This is a genomic window from Dryocola sp. LX212 (assembly GCA_041504365.1).
Classification (GTDB): Bacteria; Pseudomonadota; Gammaproteobacteria; order Enterobacterales; family Enterobacteriaceae; genus Dryocola.
The window spans coordinates 4,189,297-4,206,949 of sequence record CP167917.1; the positions used below are offsets into that span (position 1 = coordinate 4,189,297).

The window sequence follows — 17,653 nt, forward strand, 5'->3', positions numbered from 1 at the left end:
AATCAGCCAGGGCTTGATGACCGCAGTGGCGCAGTTACTTTTCAACGCTGCTGCCTTGCCATAGCACCCGGACATCAGCACTTACCGTTCCTTTGTATTGTCCATCCGGCATGTTTGCAGCGGATACCTGGGCTGTGCCATCAAAGAAATTCGTAAGATGGGCAATAAACCCAGAGTTTACTGTTTGTACTTCATCCGTGTTGGGGTCCAAAGTGAACAGACCAGGGTAGGAGTCCGACGACAAATCAATCCAGGTATCCGGCGTTAACGCCGTCTTGTTTGTCGCCAATAGTTCAACGTCAATTGATCGGCCATCCTGAGCGCCTGTAGTAGGCTTCAACTGGTAGTCCGTTCCGCGTTTAGCCTGCAATTTATAACCAGGGTTGCTGGCTAAACCGGAAATATTGAGTTCGAAAGCAGCTACCTGGTCGGCAAAACCGCCCGCATCGGTGTAGTCAAATTGGATGCTGTTTGTAGGCGTTACTGAGAATACCAGCGGAGCAACATCCGTAATGGTGCCGGTACCGGTGATAATATTTTTGGTTACCGTGCTGGTCACTTTCAACGCCAGATTCTCGTTGCCTTCCACCAGACTGTCCGTTTCGGTCGGCACGGACACCGTAAAGCTGCTCTTGCCCGGCGTCACATTCACTAAGTAGTCCAAATCAGGAATTTCAAGGTCAATGACAGTTGCACTTCCGCCATACCCATCAACCGCGTCCGTTAACTGCACGACTTTACTGTCAACGTCTGCACTTGAAGCATTACCAGCCCCCCCAGGCATCGGCAGACTGACGGTCACCGCCTGCTTATCTGCTTCTGTCGCCGCGCGGTTCAGGGTCACCGTGTACACCAGATTGCTGCCTTCTGCCGCCGTCGGCGCGCTCACGCCCACGATATCAAGCGGGGCCTCGCTATCCGTGATGGTGCCGGTGCCGATGATAATATTTTGGGTTTTATTGCTGCCCACTTTCAACGCCAGCTTCTCGTCGCCTTCCACCAGACTGTCCGTTTTAGTCGGCACGGACACCGTAAAGCTGCTCTTGCCCGGCGTCACATTCACGGGATAGTCCAAAGTAGTAAATTGTAGATTAATGACGGATGAGTTTGTTGAGCCAGTTCCATCAATCGCATCCGTTAACTGCACAACAGTAGCATCAACGTCTGCACTAGAGGCATTACCTTCACCTGCTGGCATCGGCAGATTGAGGGTCACCACCTGCGTATCTTCAGCTGTCGCTGCACGGTTCAGCTGCACCGTGTACACCAGATTACTGCCTTCTGCCGCCGTCGGCGCGCTCACGCTCACGATATCCAGCGGGCCATCTACGTCCGTGATGGTGCCGGTGCCGGTTTTGGTGTTTGACGTGGCGTCGCTGCTGGACTGCAAATCCAGCTTCTCGCTGCCTTCCTCCAGACTGTCCGTTTTGGTCGGCACGGACACCGTAAAGCTGCTCTTGCCTGCCGCGACATTGACTTTATAGACGGTCGAAGCTGACGACAGGTCGACAGTGGTTGCGCCGCTGTCTGAGGTCGCATCCGCTAACACTACCTTCGTACTGTCGATATCTGCCGCCACGGCATAACCCGTGCCTGCAGTCATCGGCAGTTTAAGGCCAACCTGCTGTGCATCTGCCGCCGTCGCCTCACGATTCAGCTGCACCTTGTACACTAAGTTGCTGCCTTCCACTGCGGTCGGCGCGCTCACGCTTACGATATCCAGCGGAACCACGACGTCCGTGATGGTGCCGGTGCCGGTTTTGGTGTTTGACGTGGCGTCGCTGCTGGACTGCAAATCCAGCTTCTCGCTGCTTTCCGCCAGATTGTCCGTTTTGGTCGGCACGGACACCGTAAAGCTGCTCTTGCCTGCCGCGACATTGACTTTATAGACGGTCGAAGCTGACGACAGGTCGACAGTGGTTGCCCCGCTGCCTGAGGTCGCATCCGCTAACACCACCTTCGTACTGTCGATATCTGCCGCCACGGCATAACCCGTGCCTGCGGTCATCGGCAGTTTAAGGCCAACCTGCTGTGCATCTGCCGCCGTCGCCGCGCGGTTCAGGGTTACCGTGTACACCAGATTGCTGCCTTCCGCTGCCGTCGGCGCACTCACGCTCGCAATATCCAGCGGAACCACGACGTCCGTGATGGTGCCGGTGCCGATTTTGACGGTTGCCGTGGCATAACTGTTGGAATGCAACTCCAGCTTCTCGCTGCCTTCCACCAGACTGTCCGTTTTGGTCGGCACGGACACCGTAAAGCTGCTCTTGCCCGGCGTCACAACCAGCTCATAGAAATACTTATGAGAAGTCAGGTCGATAGTGGTTGCCCCGCTGGTTGAGGCGGCATCCGTTAACACCACTTTCGTACGATCAATATCTGCCGCCACGGCATAACCCGCACCCTCGGGCATCGGCAGTTCAACACCAACCTGCCTTGTATCTGTCGCCGTCGCCGCGCGGTTCAGGGTTACCGTATACACCAGGTTACTGCCTTCTGCCGCCGTCGGCGCGCTCACGCTCACGACATCCAGCGGGGCCTCGACGTCCGTGATGGTGCCGGTGCCGGTTTTGGTGTTTGACGTGGCGTCGCTGCTGGACTGCAAGTCCAGCTTCTCGCTGCCTTCCACCAGACTGTCCGTTTTGGTCGGCACGGACACCGTAAAGCTGCTCTTGCCTGCCGCTACATTGACTTTATAGACGGTCGAAGCTGACGACAGGTCGACAGTGGTTGCTCCGCTGTCTGAGGTCGCATCCGCTAACACCACCTTCGTACTGTCGATATCTGCCGCCACGGCATAACCCGTGCCTGCGGTCATCGGCAGTTTAAGGCCAACCTGCTGTGCATCCAAAGCTGCCGCCGCGCGGTTCAGGGTTACCGTGTACACCAGGTTGCTGCCTTCCACTGCCGTTGGCGCGCTCACGCTTACGATATCCAGCGGAACCACGACGTCCGTGATGGTGCCGGTGCCGGTTTTGGTGTTTGACGTGGCGTCGCTGCTGGACTGCAAATCCAGCTTCTCGCTGCCTTCCACCAGACTGTCCGTTTTGGTCGGCACGGACACCGTAAAGCTGCTCTTGCCTGCCGCTACATTGACTTTATAGACGGTCGAAGCTGACGACAGATCGACAGTGGTTGCCCCGCTGTCTGAGGTCGCATCCGCTAACACTACCTTCGTACTGTCGATATCTGCCGCCACGGCATAACCCGTGCCGGATGTCATCGGCAGTTTAAGGCCAACCTGCTGTGCATCTGCCGCCGTCGCTGCACGGTTCAGGGTTACCGTGTACACCAGATTACTGCCTTCTGCCGCCGTCGGCGCGCTCACGCTCGCAATATCCAGCGGAGCCACGACGTCCGTGATGGTGCCGGTGCCGATTTTGACGTTTGCCGTGGCATAACTGTTGGAATGCAACTCCAGCTTCTCGCTGCCTTCCACCAGACTGTCCGTTTTGGTCGGCACGGACACCGTAAAGCTGCTCTTGCCCGGCGTCACAACCAGCTCATAGAAATACTGATGAGAAGTCAGGTCGATAGTAGTTGCCCCGCTGGTTGAGGCGGCATCCGTTAACACTACTTTCGTACGATCAATATCTTCCGCCACGGCATAACCCGTACCCGTGGGCATCGGCAGTTCAACACCAACCTCCCTTGTATTTGCATCTGCCGCTGTCACCGCGCGGTTCAGGGTTACCGTGTACACCAGGTTACTGCCTTCTGCCGCCGTCGGCGCGCTCACGCTCGCAATATCCAGCGGAGCCACGACGTCCGTGATGGTGCCGGTGCCGATTTTGACGGTTGCCGTGGCATAACTGTTGGAATGCAACTCCAGCTTCTCGCTGCCTTCCACCAGACTGTCCGTCTTGGTCGGCACGGACACCGTAAAGCTGCTCTTGCCCGGCGTCACAACCAGCTCATAGAAATATTTATGAGAAGTCAGGTCGATAGTGGTTGCCCCGCTGGTTGAGGCGGCATCCGTTAACACCACTTTCGTACGATCAATATCTTCCGCCACGGCATAACCCGTACCCGTGGGCATCGGCAGTTCAACACCAACCTCGTTTGTATCTGCATCTGCCGCCGTCACCGCGCGGTTCAGGGTTACCGTGTACACCAGGTTGCTGCCTTCTGCCGCCGTCGGCGCGCTCACGCTCACGACATCCAGCGGAACCACGACGTCCGTGATGGTGCCGGTGCCGGTTTTGACGTTTGACGTGGCGTCGCTGCTGGACTGCAAATCCAGCTTCTCGCTGCCTTCCACCAGACTGTCCGTTTTGGTCGGCACGGACACCGTAAAGCTGCTCTTGCCTGCCGCTACATTGACTTTATAGACGGTCGAAGCTGACGACAGGTCGACAGTGGTTGCCCCGCTGTCTGAGGTCGCATCCGCTAACACCACCTTCGTACTGTCGATATCTGCCGCCACGGCATAACCCGTGCCTGCAGTCATCGGCAGTTTAAGGCCAACCTGCTGTGCATCTGCCGCCGTCGCTGCACGGTTAAGGGTTACCGTGTACACCAGGTTGCTGCCTTCTGCCGCCGTCGGCGCGCTCACGCTCACAATATCCAGCGGAACCACGAAGTCCGCGATGGTACCGGTGCCGGTTTTGGTGTTTTGATAGACATAATCAGCGCTGGAAGCCTGCAGCTCTTGCGTCTCGTTACCCTCCGCATCGGAATCTTTTATGGTAGGTACAGAGACCTTAAAGCTGCTTTGCCCAGCGGCAACACCCACATAAGTAAAGCTTGAAAGATCGATAGTCGTTTTTCCCGAGAGGTCAGCCGCATTTGTCAATGTAACTTTCGTGACATCCATGTCGGCGCTGGAAGCATGACCATTTCCTTCTGTTATCGGTAGATTAAGTTGCACATAAGGTGTCGGATCCGAGGCGGTCACCGTATGACTGAGGGTCACCGTGTACTCCAGGTTGCTGCCTTCTGTCGCCGTCGGCGCGCTCACACTGACAATATCCAGCGGGATCGAGGGATCCGTGATGATGCCAGTGCCGGTTTTGATGTTTAACGTGGAAAAGCTGTAGGCATCCAGAAGCAGTTTCTCACTGCCTTCATTAAGACTGTCCGTTTTGGTCGGCACGGACACCTTAAAGCTGCTCTTGCCTGCCGCCACATTCACACTAAGGTAAGATGAAGATGAAGCAAGACTGACTGTTGTATGGCCACTGTTATCGGTAGCATCCGTTAACACCACCTTCGTACTGTCGATATCTGCCGCCACGGCATAACCCGTGCCTGATTTCATCGGCAGTTTAACGCCAACCTGCTGTGCATCTGCCGCCGTCGCCGCGCGGTTCAGGGTCACCGTGTACACCAGGTTGCTGCCTTCTGTTGCGTTCGGCGCGCTCACGCTTTTAATATCCAGCGGATCCAGCGGGACCGCGACATCCGTGATGGTGCCGGTGCCGGTTTTGGTGTTTGAGGTGGCATCGCTGCTGGACTGTAAATCCAGCTTCTCATCGCCTTCTACCAGACTGTCTGTTTTGGTCGGCACAGACACCGTAAAGCTGCTCTTGCCTGCCGCTACATTGACTTTATAGACAGACGAAGCAGACGACAGGTCGACAGTGGTTGCCCCGCTGCCTGAGGTCGCACCCGATAACACCACCTTCGTACTGTCGATATCTGCCGCCACGGCATAACCCGTACCCGTGGTCATCGGCAGTTTAAGCCCAATCTTCTGTGCATCCTCAGCTGTCGCCGCGCGGCTCAGGGTTATCGTATACACCAGATTACCGCCTTCTGCCGCCGTCGGCGCGCTCACGCTCACGATATCCAGGTTGGGATCTGAATGAGTCAGCAGTATACAAGTAACATCCTCATCCAGTATGGTTGAAGCAGAGTTTTTAGTCCAACCAGTTTGGTACTGCGCGGCACACAGATATTTCGACCCATTTGCCGGCGGTTCATGAAGATTTCCTTGAGTAGCTGGCAGCACAACTGATGCTGGACATATAACAGATCCACTTTGGATATCATGCTCCCAGTAGACGATTGGATCTTTATCATAACCAGAATAGTGACCTGACTCATTCGTGGCAGACTGTCCCGCACTCCTAAAGGCGCTCAACTCGCTACCTTTTACCGGACACAACCCGGATACCACGTAGTAGGTTGGGTAACTATAGTGATAATTATCGTCACCAGTAAAGGTAAGGATGGGTGCCGAAGAAACGTTACCAGTCGACTTTTCGCCATTGACATCTTTATTCTTTGAAAAAGCAAATTTCATTTTTGCAATTGCATCTTCAGCCTTGGTATTTCCAGGATAAAAAACGTCGAGCTTTTTAGCAGCATCAAATGCACTTAAAGATATGCTTTTATTAATTGCGGTCCACTCATCGCCCACCTGGTAATACATTTTACGTATTGGGCGTATGAAACCAAAATAAATCCCGCTGGTGTCCCCTTTTAACGCGCTCTCAATACGGCGAAGGGAACAGACCGTCCCGCCCTGCCCATTAACCATTTGAGGGTGACAGCGTGGCAACGTTTTGCTCAGCGTCAGCTTTGAAGCGTTTTTCAGCTCGGTATTAACCTTTGTTTCGCTGTCGCTGTAGCGAAGCAGCTTAGACTCGCCGGGCACTGCCTGTTTAAACCATTGCCATGCCTGAGGCGAAAACAGAGTGGAGGCACCGCTGCCGGTAAACAATGCTTTCGGCGCTACCTTCCCCTTATCCACCGTCGCCACGGTATCGCTTAACTCCCAGCGAGCAGGTTCAGAAGATGCTGGGCCTTTATGCCCGCTTACGCTCGGAGGAAGAAGAGAGGCATGATTAAGAATACGATCGCTTTGGCTCAGGATATACTCATCGCCTTTGACCTTGTCCTGAATCCAGGCAAATTGCGTCTGGCTAAGTACATTCTGATTTTCACCGGACAGCGTTGCCCCCAGCACTGCAGGAGACACGTAGCTGTCACCGTAATTCAAACGGCCCGGCGCGAAGAAATTCAGCTTCAGTGTCGCCATCGCCAGTACCGGCTTCGAGGCCTGCGGAATAAACACCGCTATATCCTGTTTGCCGTTAAACTCCGTCAGCATGGCCGAGTCGTTCAGCTTATGCCAGTCGTGGTTACCCACCCGGAAAAAACCCTGGCCGCTTTTCAGACTGCCCTGCACGCTAAAACGCAGGTCCGGGGCACGCATTCCCATCGCCGTGCCTTCTGTATGGCGAATTAAGCACACCTTGCCGCTTTGCCCTTTTACGGTATCGTCGATGCAGCCCTTAGCTGCCGGCAGGGTAATACGCAGCGCCGCGCGCTTTTTAACTTTAGCGGTCACTAAACGACGGCTGCCGCTTTTCATCTTTTCGGCAACGGTAATGCGCTTTTCGACGCCCATTGCACCGTTATTCAGAAAATCAAAGGCTGTTTTACTCAGCACCGGGTTGACGTAGTCCCCGTTCGGGAGCGTCATCTTACGGGAGCCGCCAATCATGTGGCCGTGCCGATCGCTCAAACCACGGAATGCATGTTCAGGCTGTACCGCCGTCATTGATTCAATGGCATTATCCGCAGCGTGGGGATACCAGGTCGCCAGGCGCTTATTGCCTTGCCCCATATGCATGCTCCCGAACATCATCGGGGGATGATCGCCAGAAAGTATCGGGGCTTGGGTATTCAAGGTGGTGAGGTATTGGTTATGGCTTACCTGGTCGTCAATCACCAGCAGATCAAACTGAGTATTGAGCACGCGCCCACGTGCCCCGGGTTTAAGCTGTTGTATCAGATCGCCATGCTGCTGAATGAAATTTTTAACCTGCTGCCGATCGGCAGTGGCCAGGCCAGGAATACATACCGTGCCCAGAGCCATAAGCAACGCATACTTTGATATATTTTTCATTAGTTATATCTTCATTTGTTGAATATCAGCATGAACAAGACAGGCGTCTTGTTCATGCTGTAAAAAGGAGTGATTAACCAATTATTTTGCATTGATTGCCGAAGCAGGAAACATCACCAATCCACATAGCTCCATCTTTGCTGGCGCTCATCGTTTTACTCATATCAAGCCGGGTATCCTGCTTATTTTCCTGCTGAACGGTAAACTCTGGATAGTGTTTATTGATGTCGATAGCAAAATAGCCCTCGTCATCGGTAACGGTACTACCGATATGGTTATGTAGCTTTGTACGGGCAATAACCTGTCCGTGTTCATCTACAAGGCGGCCAAATACCGTTACGGTTTTTTTCACGTTGGCGCTCATATCCACCACGTTGCCCGGATAAAGCGTGAAATTCTTCTTACCGGTATTGACCTGGTAGCTATTTTCCGCATTTTCACTATTGACGACCTGCACGTTGTATTTTTTATACGCCGGGAGCGAAATCAGGTTGTTGCCGCTGTGCAGCGGGTACGGCATGTCATTGATAACTGCGTTGAGGTCTTTGTTAGTGACATCTTCAGGTAGGGTAATAACCACCCCGCTGGTACCCTGAGTGCCGCTGGCCGCAAATTTATTTCCCCAGCCCACGCTGCCCTGGTTGGTCAGGCTCGCGCTCACGCTGTCGCTACCGGTGCCCTGAACGGAGACCGTACCCTGGGCATATTTTCCTTCGTAGTTGGCATAGCCGTTGTAGGTAGACTGATTATCCTGATTGTTATTTAGGGCAATGCTTGTAGAAGCCCCTACGCCATTCACAAAACCATCGAGTTCTTTGTCGTAACCGAGATCCAGGCTGCTGCCATTCTCATCGGCAGAGACCCCCACCGAAACGTTGTTGCCTAACGGCAGAGAGAAGTTCAGGCTGACATATTTATCTCGCGAGGTATCTTCCCCATCGTCACGAATATTGAGCCCCGCATGGAGCTGAATGGAGCCCCATGAATTGGTGTACATGTTGTTGGTGTAGTCAATCTGGGTATAACGTGTTGTTTTTTCGCTATTTCTGTACGGAAGATCCTTTTCGTAGCTGTAGCTCAGAGAGCCGGCATGATCGACCAGCTCTTCCAGGTTGGCATCCGCACCAACCGTCCAGAATTTATTCTCGTCAATATCCAGCTCTTTTCCTTCGCGGGTGTTTTCATAGTTGCCCCAAAGCGTCACGACCGGGAAGGCGTAGCTAATGGAAGGAGCAAATGAGCTGGTATGATCGGTGGCAATAGCGGTTGATACTGCGAGACTCAGCTGTTCAAAAGGTGAATAGGACAGACTGGTTTCATTCACGGAGGTAGGCCCTTTCTGGTACAGAGAAGTCAGCCACTGCAGGTCGCCAAGATTGCCCGCCAGCGACACCCCCGCCATGGCATCGACATCATCGTTCTCACGCTCTTTGCTGTAATGGCTGTCATGGTGTTTCTGATCGTTGCTATCCAGCTCGTGATGGTCGGTATAGTAGTCACTGTAATCGTCGTCGTAGGTGGCAACCCCGCCCCAAACCTGCCAGTTTAATCCGCCATCGCCGTTATGATTTTCTGTGGATTTCGGCTTACTGACCCGATACTGGCGCGAAGAAACCTCATCGTTACCGACGATTATTTTTACCGTAACGTTGTAGGTCCCACCCGGCAGGCGTGTAGTGTCAAGCTGGTGGCTCCCCATGCTAAAACGCTGGATATCTACCAGCCTACCGCTGCGAAAGACACGCGCCTCGCCCGCAGAGGGGAGGTAGATGTTGATCGGAATAAGAGAAACAGCAGAGGTATCAGCCAGGGCATTACTGTAGTTGCCATAGCTTGCACCGTAAAAGACCTGATCCTCAAGCGTCGACACCTGGGCAAAAGACTGCATCCCCCAGCCGTCAACGTATCCCACCTCAAGGTTTCGGCCCTTGAAATCGCGTTCGAACAGGGCCCTGTCGAGATCGAGATCGTTATCATTGGAATCAAACTCACCGTCAAGGTAGAGATGATTTTCATTGTAAGAGGTTACGGTATCCAGCGTAATATTCGCTTCTAGGTCACTGTCGTTCCCGTCATAAGCATTAATGCTGTAATTGGCCACGCCACTCAGACCCGTATTGACAGCGGGTAGATAGGGGTCTTTTTTTTGTACCTCAAAAGAATTCTGATTGACCTCCAGAACAGCCTGCATCGTGACAGGGTCGAATGTCAGCTGAGATCCCCCAGGCAAAGTCATGATGCTATTGGTTACAGGCAGATCTTTAATCGCGGTTAACGACTTTTTTAAGTCGTCGCTCAGGTCATAATTCAGGTTTTCATCCAGGTCGACATGATCGATGAACAGGTCATCACTTTTTGTAACAAGCGTCAGGGTGCCTATCGATCGAGGCGCAGCATTCTCTTTATTGGAATCATTATCATTGGCATTTTTATCTGTGTTTTTAATTAATAATGACACCGGGAGGCCACTGCTTAATACCGCCTTTAAGGATGGTGACAGCAATATGCCCGCGGTTTTTTCCGCTGCAGCCGCTGGGTGCGGGATAGCGAAGGATGACAATATCCCCAAGAAAAATAAAGAATATTTTATCCTTAGCATAATTTAATTCCTTTAACCAGAGAGTAGTCTTGACGTCGCTGCATGCTACGAGCAAGAAATATTATTTATTAACCGTTTTAAAATCGTTACCCTGCCAGTATCCGAGCGAAGAGTGTTTGCTATTAAGTTTAACTATCTTAAACTTATATTCCTTGCCTGGACCCACATAGCTATTTTCCTGGCAAATATTATTTGTCTCTGGACTTGGCTTAATACAGTCTCCGTAAGCCACCGCTTTAAAGGAGACATTCCCGGAATTGATGATCCCATTTTTACCTGCATCATATTTTGCCAGGTAATTTGCATTTACAGGTGGGGCGACAAGAATCGTGGAGATTTTCGCCACAGCCATAACCTGCGTTACTTTTTGCGCATCAGGGTGATTGCTTGAGGAAAGGGCCTCATCCTGCCACTTAATTGCATAATAGCGTTCGGTCCCATCCTTCGGGCCTTTGTAATCAAATTGAATACGTGCTTTCTGCCCTGGCGATAATAACAGCTTAGAAGGCGTGTAAAGCACTTCGTCATTGGCGCGCTTGAGCGATTTTGCCGTATAGGGGGAATCTATTTTATCTACATTGATGGTGATCAGGTGCGCTGATTTAGTATCCGGGTTATCAATGGCTATCGATACTTTATTAGTGGCCGGATTAATTTCAGCTGTTGGCGCACCGATTCCCAGAGCCATAACTTGACCTGAAGCGAACAGTGTGGTCAACAATGTTCCCATCGTGAATGAGGTACGTAAAAACTTATTAGATTGACTTAAGAGCACAAGGGTAACCTCTGTAACTTTACGGAAAAAAAGGAACCTGAAGGGTTCCTTTTTAATGGATATTGAGCGCGCCTTCTATGGCAGCTCAAGCATATAGCTTATGCAGCGTCGTCAGCAGTCCAGGTTGCCTTGAACTCAGCAGTTACAACACCTGAGTAAATGCCGTCTGGCATCAGGCTTGCATCAGTAACCGATGCACCGGTAGCATCGGCGAAGTTACCCAGGCGCGCTTCAAAGTAAGAGCTGCCTTTTTCAATGCCGTCAGACAGGCCGGTCAGTGTTTCCAGACCGTGGAAGGTGTTAGTCTCATCGTTCAGAGTCGTCCAGGTGTCCTGCTCCAGCGCAGTACCGTTAGCACTTAAGATAACGTCCATAGAAGCACCGCTCGCATCCTGTACGGATTTCTGCGCGTTAGCACGGGTTTCCAGTTTGAATGCTGTTGCATTCATACCGGTGTTATCAACGGTCACATCAAACAGCGCCTGCGCCTGGTTGAAGTTACCGGTGGTACCGTCAGTGCTTTTCGCATACTGGAAATCAATTGAGCCACGTGGAGTAACAACCAGTTTAGCCGAGCTGTCTTTGGTCGCAGTAACATTCCATGACGCTGAATCGTTAGCTACGGTTTCCGCAGCAAAAGCGGATACGGTGGACAGAGCAAGAGCGGTGAGTACGGCAATACGCGCAATGTTTTTCATTTTACATCCTTTATAAATCAGTATTGGGTCGCGACAATGGTGTCTGTACGGTTTCATCACACATTGTTGCGAGACATAGTCTTTTGCATTTTTCATCTCAAAATAAGCATGAGCACCCTATATAACAAACCACTCACTTTGCATGGCAGGTTCATAGCCTTACAAAATAAATAAGATGCTTTTGTGCTCTCATACTGATCCTGAGTTGAAAACTTTCCTTAAAAACACCCTATATAAGGAGCAAAAGAATAAACGTTGCCCGACATTACATCGGCCAAACTTGAACTTTCTTTTATTCCTTTATAGGTGTTATCAAAAGGCCACTTTAGTTACCTACCGTAGTGACGTGGGGTTACTATACCTGTGAGAATAAAAACGCCATCGTCCATTAATGGATTTGTATAGGTATGTAAAGAACTCAGCGACCCTATACGCCTGATATCTACAGGGTTATTCATGATTTTGTTAATTTGTACAAATATAAACTTTATCTTGCTGGCGAGTGTTGCTTTGTGCCTCGAGTGGCCTATACCCGGGGACGGTCCAGCTGTGTGTACTTCAAGGCCGAAAAGAAAGTTTAGCCGTATTACCTGATCCACCTGTAAAAAGCGGTATCGAGTATCCCCAGCGGACGGCAGTCTAAGCGCGAACATCTCCAGTTCAGCCTGATTGCTGGCAAAGACGGTTTGCTGTTCGATGAGTAGTGACCTGTTGACCGGCACAGCCCCTCTTTAATAATTTAAATTTAAACATTTTTCCGGTGGTTTTCTGAGCGCCGTTGCGGGTATTTTCCCCTCCCAAACTGGGAGCAGAGGTACTTCATCGCTGTTGGTCATTGAGGAAATCATCATGTTCAAAAAATCCATCTTACTGCTGGCGCTGCTGCTGACCGGCTGCGCAAACCATGTCGACAAGACGGTCAATGCCGTCAACCAAATCACGCTTCCTGCGGTCACCGCGACCACCGACAGCCAGGCGAACCCGGCAGAACTCCAGAGTATGCATGCTTCGAACCAGACAATCATCGGGCGTCTGACCGCAGAGATTAAAGAAGATCAGAACGTCTATGAGGCCCGCACCGACGATATCCTCAACCCCCACAGCGAGATCCACGCTACCTTCAAAGCGCTAACCCAGCTTGAAGAGATGAACCAACTCAACGATTTATATCTCAAAGATAAGAACACATCGGGCCTGGGGATGATTACAACTGCGCTCAAGCCGCTGGCAGATAAATCTGCTTAAACCCTACCCCCTAATCAAATGATAATTATTTGCGTTTAAACATAGCTACGGCTATGTTTTATAGCAATAGCTATATTTGTGCGTTTATCAGGCGATAAGGGGATGTCATGTTCGGAAAGGCAGCGGCAAACAAACTGGTGGTAGCTGGCGTCATGGCGGCGCTGATGTTCTCTTCGGCGCAGGCGTGGGCGAAGGATAAATTTAAAGTCGTTACCACCTTTACCGTTATCGCGGATATGGCAAAAAACGTGGCGGGTGACGCAGCTGACGTGGAGTCCATCACCAAAGCGGGTGCGGAGATCCACGAATACCAGCCCACGCCAGGGGATATCCGCCGGGCGCAGGGCGCGAAGCTCATTTTAGCCAACGGGCTGAACCTTGAACTCTGGTTCCAGAAGTTTTACCAGCATCTCAACGGTGTGCCGGAGGTGGTTGTCTCCACCGGCATTACCCCCACCAGCATTACCGAAGGGCCGTACGACGGCAAACCGAACCCGCACGCCTGGATGTCACCGAATAACGCATTAATTTATGTCGATAACATTCGTGATGCGTTCAGCAAATATGATCCTGATAATGCGGCCATCTACGCAAAAAACGCCGAAACCTATAAGCAAAAGATTAAAGAAACCCTGCAACCGTTGCAAAACGAACTGGCAAAGATCCCGGAGGATAAGCGCTGGCTGGTGACCAGCGAAGGGGCGTTCTCTTATCTCGCCAACGACTTTAAGCTGAAAGAGCTGTACCTGTGGCCGATAAACGCCGACCAGCAGGGCACGCCGCAGCAGGTGCGCAAGGTGATCGACACCATTCGCAAAAACGCTATTCCGGTAATTTTCAGCGAAAGCACCATCTCCGATAAGCCCGCCCGCCAGGTTGCCCGCGAAGCCGGTGCGCACTACGGCGGTGTGCTGTATGTGGATTCCCTGAGCGCGGCAGATGGCCCGGTTCCTGGCTATCTCGACCTTTTGCGCGTCACAACCGCGACCATCGTTAAAGGCATTAACGAAGGAGCGCAAAAATGACGGACAAATTCGGTATCTCCGTTCAGGACGCCAGCGTCACCTACCGCAACGGCCACACCGCGCTGCGGGACGCAACGTTCACCATCCCGACCGGTACCATCGCCGCGCTGGTTGGCGTTAACGGCTCCGGCAAATCTACCCTTTTCAAAGCGATCATGGGCTTCGTACACCTGGCGAAAGGTTCAATTTCGATTCTTGGCATGCCGACCAAAAAAGCGCTGCGCCAGAATATCGTCTCCTATGTGCCCCAGTCAGAGGACGTGGACTGGTCATTCCCCGTTCTTGTGGAAGACGTGGTAATGATGGGGCGTTATGGCCACATGGGGATGCTGCGCATTCCGGGCAAGGCTGATAAACAGGCCGTGGACCAAGCGCTGGCCCGCGTGGGGATGAGCGATTTCCGCCACCGGCAGATTGGCGAGCTGTCCGGCGGGCAGAAAAAGCGCGTGTTTCTCGCCCGCGCCATCGCCCAGGACGGCCAGGTCATACTGCTGGACGAGCCGTTCACCGGGGTGGATGTCAAAACCGAGGAGCAGATCATCGGCCTGCTGCGTGAACTGCGCGACGAAGGCCGCACTATGCTGGTCGCCACTCATAACCTCGGCGCGGTCACCGACTACTGCGACCAGACCGTGCTGGTGAAAGGCACCGTTCTCGCCTACGGCCCCACCCGCGAAACCTTCACCCAGGAAAACCTCGAAATCGCCTTCAGTGGCGTGCTGCGTCACGTCACCCTGACGGGCCTGGAAACCAGCGTGGTAACGGACGATGAACGCCCGTTTATTCGCGCCGTAAAAGGGGAGTAGCCGATGAGCATCCTGTTTGAGCCGTTCTCCTATGGCTACATGTTCAACGCCATCTGGGTATCCGCGCTGGTCGGCGGCGTCTGCGCTTTTCTGTCGTGTTACCTGATGCTGAAAGGCTGGTCATTGATTGGCGACGCGCTCTCGCACGCCATCGTGCCGGGCGTGGCGGGCGCTTATATGCTTGGCCTGCCCTTCTCCATCGGCGCCTTCTTCTCCGGCGGACTGGCGGCAGCCACCATGCTGTTTCTTAACCAGCGCACGCGCCTGCGGGAGGACACCATCATCGGGCTGATCTTCTCGTCGTTCTTCGGCCTCGGGCTGTTTATGGTGTCGCTGAACCCGACGTCGGTAAATATTCAGACCATCGTACTCGGCAATATTCTGGCTATCGCCCCGGCGGATATCGTCCAGCTTGCGGTCCTCGGTTTCGTGTCGCTGGCGATCCTGCTGGTGAAGTGGAAAGACCTGATGGTCACCTTCTTCGATGAAAACCACGCCCGCTCCATTGGCCTGAACCCCACCTTACTTAAGGGGCTGTTTTTTACACTGCTTTCAGTGACCACGGTTGCGGCGCTGCAAACCGTTGGCGCGTTTCTGGTGATTTGCATGGTGGTGACGCCGGGCGCGACGGCTTATTTGCTAACCGACCGCTTCCCGAAATTACTAATGATTTCCGTAGCGCTGGGGACGGTAACCAGCGCGGTCGGCACCTACGTCAGCTACTATCTGGACGGCGCAACGGGCGGCATCATCGTCGTGCTGCAAACCATTCTGTTCCTGCTGGCCTTTATCTTTGCACCGAAGCACGGCCTGCTGGCAAACCGCAAACGCGCGCGTCTCGCGCAGGGAGCCATCCAGTGAGCCTAATCGACACGCTGCTTTCGCCGTTTCAGTTCGATTTTATGGTTAACGCGCTGGCGATAACCGCGCTGATAGCCGTACCCTGCGCCCTGCTCTCCTGTTTCCTGGTGCTGAAAGGCTGGGCGCTGATGGGCGATGCCATGAGCCACGCGGTGTTCCCTGGCGTGGTGCTGGCCTGGATGGTCGGCCTGCCGCTGGGCATCGGCGCTTTTATCGCGGGCTTATTCTGCGCTTTGGCGACCGGCTACGTGCAGGACAACAGCCGCATCAAGCGCGATACGGTGATGGGGATTGTCTTCTCCGGCATGTTTGGCGCCGGGCTGGTGCTCTACGTCTACCTGAAGCCGGAGATCCACCTCGACCATATCCTGTTTGGCGATATGCTAGGGGTCGGCTTTGCGGACATCGTTCAGACGGGGATTATCGCGCTGCTCACCGCCGCGATTGTCTTTGTGAAGTGGAAAGATTTTCTGCTGCATGCCTTCGACCCCACCCAGGCGCAGGCGTCAGGTCTTAACGTCAGGCTGCTGCACTACGGGATGCTGTGCATGGTGGCGCTGACTATCGTGGCGGCGCTGAAAGCCGTGGGGATTATTCTGGCAATCTCGCTGCTCATCGCACCTGGCGCCATAGCCTCGCTGCTGACCCGCACCTTCCTGTCGATGATGCTGACCGCGTTGGCTACCGCCCTGTGCGTCTCGTTTATCGGCGTTTATGCCTCGTTCTTTATCGACAGCGCTCCAGCCCCGACCATCGTCGTGCTTTCGGCCCTCGTGTTCATCGCGGCGTTAATCTGGTCGTCCCGCAAACAGGCGAAGCTGGAGGCCGGACAGCTAACCTGATCTGTGGTACAAAGTACCACATTATTATCCTTACTTTCAGGGACGCGCCATGGCCTTCTCCATTGACATTATCTCCTGCATCACCGACCGCTTTGTGGAGCTGACCGCCACGGAAAAGCGCATCGCGCAGTTCATTCTCGATGACGTCCAATCCGCCACGACATTGCCAATTGCAGAAATGGCGCGTCTTACCGAAACTAGCCAGGCATCCATCACCCGTTTTGCACGCGCGATTGGCTGCAAGGACGTACGTGAGCTGAAGGTGAAACTCGCCCAGTCGCTGGCCGTTGGGCAGCGCTTTATTCTGGACGTGCCGGATCTGGAAGGCGTGCAGGGAATTTATGAAACTATCATTAACGTGCTGGATATTAACCGCCGCGCGCTGAACCCGGAATCGCTCAATAAAGCCGTCGACTGGCTGAGCAACGCGCGGCAAATTCTGGCGATTGGCATGGGCGGCGGCTCGACGATTTGCGCGCAGGAGGTGCAGTTCCGTCTGTTCCGCCTGGGCCTCCCGGTCGTCAGCCAGAGCGACGGCCTGCTGGTGCGCATGATGTGTTCCTCCGTTGCGCCGAATGACGTGGTGCTGGCGCTATCGCTGGGCGGCTACACGCCGGAAATCATTGAGAGTGCTGCCATGGCGCGGCAGTACGGCGCAAAGGTTATCGCCATCACGCCGGAAGAGACGCCCCTTGCCGCCAATGCCGACGTAGTGCTGCCGCTGATCGTGCGGGAAAACGACTATATCTTTAAGCCGAGCACTTCACGCTACGCGATGCTGGCGATGGTGGACGTGCTGGCAACGGAACTGGCAATGGCCAATAAAAGCCAGGCGAAAGACCGGCTGCGCCGCATCAAGCTGGCGCTGGACAGCCACCGCGGCGGCGTGGACCGACAGCCGCTGGGGGATTAATTTACCCTCACCCCGTTAAGGGGCCACCAGC

Annotated in this window: 10 protein-coding genes; 6 read left to right on the forward strand and 4 right to left on the reverse strand. The window is 53.5% G+C overall.

Going from position 1 to position 17,653, the window contains the following annotated elements; translation table 11 throughout:
- Positions 1-34: 34 nt before the first annotated feature.
- The 4 genes from ACA108_20160 to ACA108_20175 form a co-directional block, all read right to left on the reverse strand.
- Positions 35-7,858, reverse strand: a complete 7,824-nt coding sequence (locus ACA108_20160; protein XEX95610.1) for a beta strand repeat-containing protein — start codon at positions 7,856-7,858, stop codon at positions 35-37.
- 73 nt (positions 7,859-7,931) lie between these two features.
- Positions 7,932-10,316 (reverse strand): CS1-pili formation C-terminal domain-containing protein, encoded by a 2,385-nt coding sequence (locus ACA108_20165; GenBank protein XEX95611.1) that lies wholly within the window; start codon positions 10,314-10,316, stop codon positions 7,932-7,934.
- Positions 10,317-10,518: 202 nt separating this feature from the next.
- Entirely contained in the window at positions 10,519-11,145 is a 627-nt protein-coding gene (locus ACA108_20170; GenBank protein ID XEX95612.1) for a hypothetical protein, read from the reverse strand.
- A 185-nt stretch (positions 11,146-11,330) separates the two neighbouring features.
- Positions 11,331-11,930 carry a common pilus major fimbrillin subunit EcpA gene (locus tag ACA108_20175; GenBank protein XEX95613.1) on the reverse strand — a complete coding sequence of 200 codons (600 nt, stop codon included), beginning with the start codon at positions 11,928-11,930 and terminating at the stop codon, positions 11,331-11,333.
- A gap of 849 nt (positions 11,931-12,779) precedes the next feature.
- On the opposite strand from ACA108_20175, the gene ACA108_20180 reads away from it, so the two are divergent.
- The 6 genes from ACA108_20180 (at position 12,780) to ACA108_20205 (ending at position 17,622) form a co-directional block, all read left to right on the forward strand.
- Positions 12,780-13,175 carry a hypothetical protein gene (locus ACA108_20180; GenBank protein ID XEX95614.1) on the forward strand — a complete coding sequence of 132 codons (396 nt, stop codon included), beginning with the start codon at positions 12,780-12,782 and terminating at the stop codon, positions 13,173-13,175.
- 107 nt (positions 13,176-13,282) lie between these two features.
- Positions 13,283-14,200 (forward strand): metal ABC transporter substrate-binding protein, encoded by a 918-nt coding sequence (locus ACA108_20185; GenBank protein ID XEX95615.1) that lies wholly within the window; start codon positions 13,283-13,285, stop codon positions 14,198-14,200.
- Positions 14,197-15,006: a manganese/iron ABC transporter ATP-binding protein gene (locus tag ACA108_20190; GenBank protein ID XEX95616.1), complete on the forward strand. Its 810-nt coding sequence runs from the start codon at positions 14,197-14,199 to the stop codon at positions 15,004-15,006. Before ACA108_20185 ends, ACA108_20190 begins: the two co-directional genes overlap by 4 nt.
- Before the next feature lie 3 nt (positions 15,007-15,009).
- Positions 15,010-15,867, forward strand: a complete 858-nt coding sequence (locus tag ACA108_20195) for a metal ABC transporter permease (GenBank protein XEX95617.1) — start codon at positions 15,010-15,012, stop codon at positions 15,865-15,867.
- Between the two features lie 41 nt (positions 15,868-15,908).
- Positions 15,909-16,709 (forward strand): metal ABC transporter permease, encoded by an 801-nt coding sequence (locus ACA108_20200; protein ID XEX98173.1) that lies wholly within the window; start codon positions 15,909-15,911, stop codon positions 16,707-16,709.
- Positions 16,710-16,758: 49 nt separating this feature from the next.
- On the forward strand, positions 16,759-17,622 hold the full coding sequence (locus ACA108_20205) for a MurR/RpiR family transcriptional regulator (GenBank protein ID XEX95618.1): 864 nt from the start codon (positions 16,759-16,761) through the stop codon (positions 17,620-17,622).
- Positions 17,623-17,653: the final 31 nt, after the last annotated feature.

What these genes read in the sequence shown, in the direction of transcription:
- ACA108_20170 (XEX95612.1), bottom strand. Translation starts at nt 11,145, where the DNA reads ATGGCTCTGGGAATCGGTGCGCCAACAGCTGAAATTAATCCGGCCACT.
- ACA108_20190 (XEX95616.1), top strand. Translation starts at nt 14,197, where the DNA reads ATGACGGACAAATTCGGTATCTCCGTTCAGGACGCCAGCGTCACCTAC.
- ACA108_20195 (XEX95617.1), top strand. Translation starts at nt 15,010, where the DNA reads ATGAGCATCCTGTTTGAGCCGTTCTCCTATGGCTACATGTTCAACGCC.
- ACA108_20160 (XEX95610.1), bottom strand. Translation starts at nt 7,858, where the DNA reads ATGAAAAATATATCAAAGTATGCGTTGCTTATGGCTCTGGGCACGGTA.
- ACA108_20180 (XEX95614.1), top strand. Translation starts at nt 12,780, where the DNA reads ATGTTCAAAAAATCCATCTTACTGCTGGCGCTGCTGCTGACCGGCTGC.
- ACA108_20205 (XEX95618.1), top strand. Translation starts at nt 16,759, where the DNA reads ATGGCCTTCTCCATTGACATTATCTCCTGCATCACCGACCGCTTTGTG.
- ACA108_20200 (XEX98173.1), top strand. Translation starts at nt 15,909, where the DNA reads ATGGTTAACGCGCTGGCGATAACCGCGCTGATAGCCGTACCCTGCGCC.
- ACA108_20175 (XEX95613.1), bottom strand. Translation starts at nt 11,930, where the DNA reads ATGAAAAACATTGCGCGTATTGCCGTACTCACCGCTCTTGCTCTGTCC.
- ACA108_20185 (XEX95615.1), top strand. Translation starts at nt 13,283, where the DNA reads ATGTTCGGAAAGGCAGCGGCAAACAAACTGGTGGTAGCTGGCGTCATG.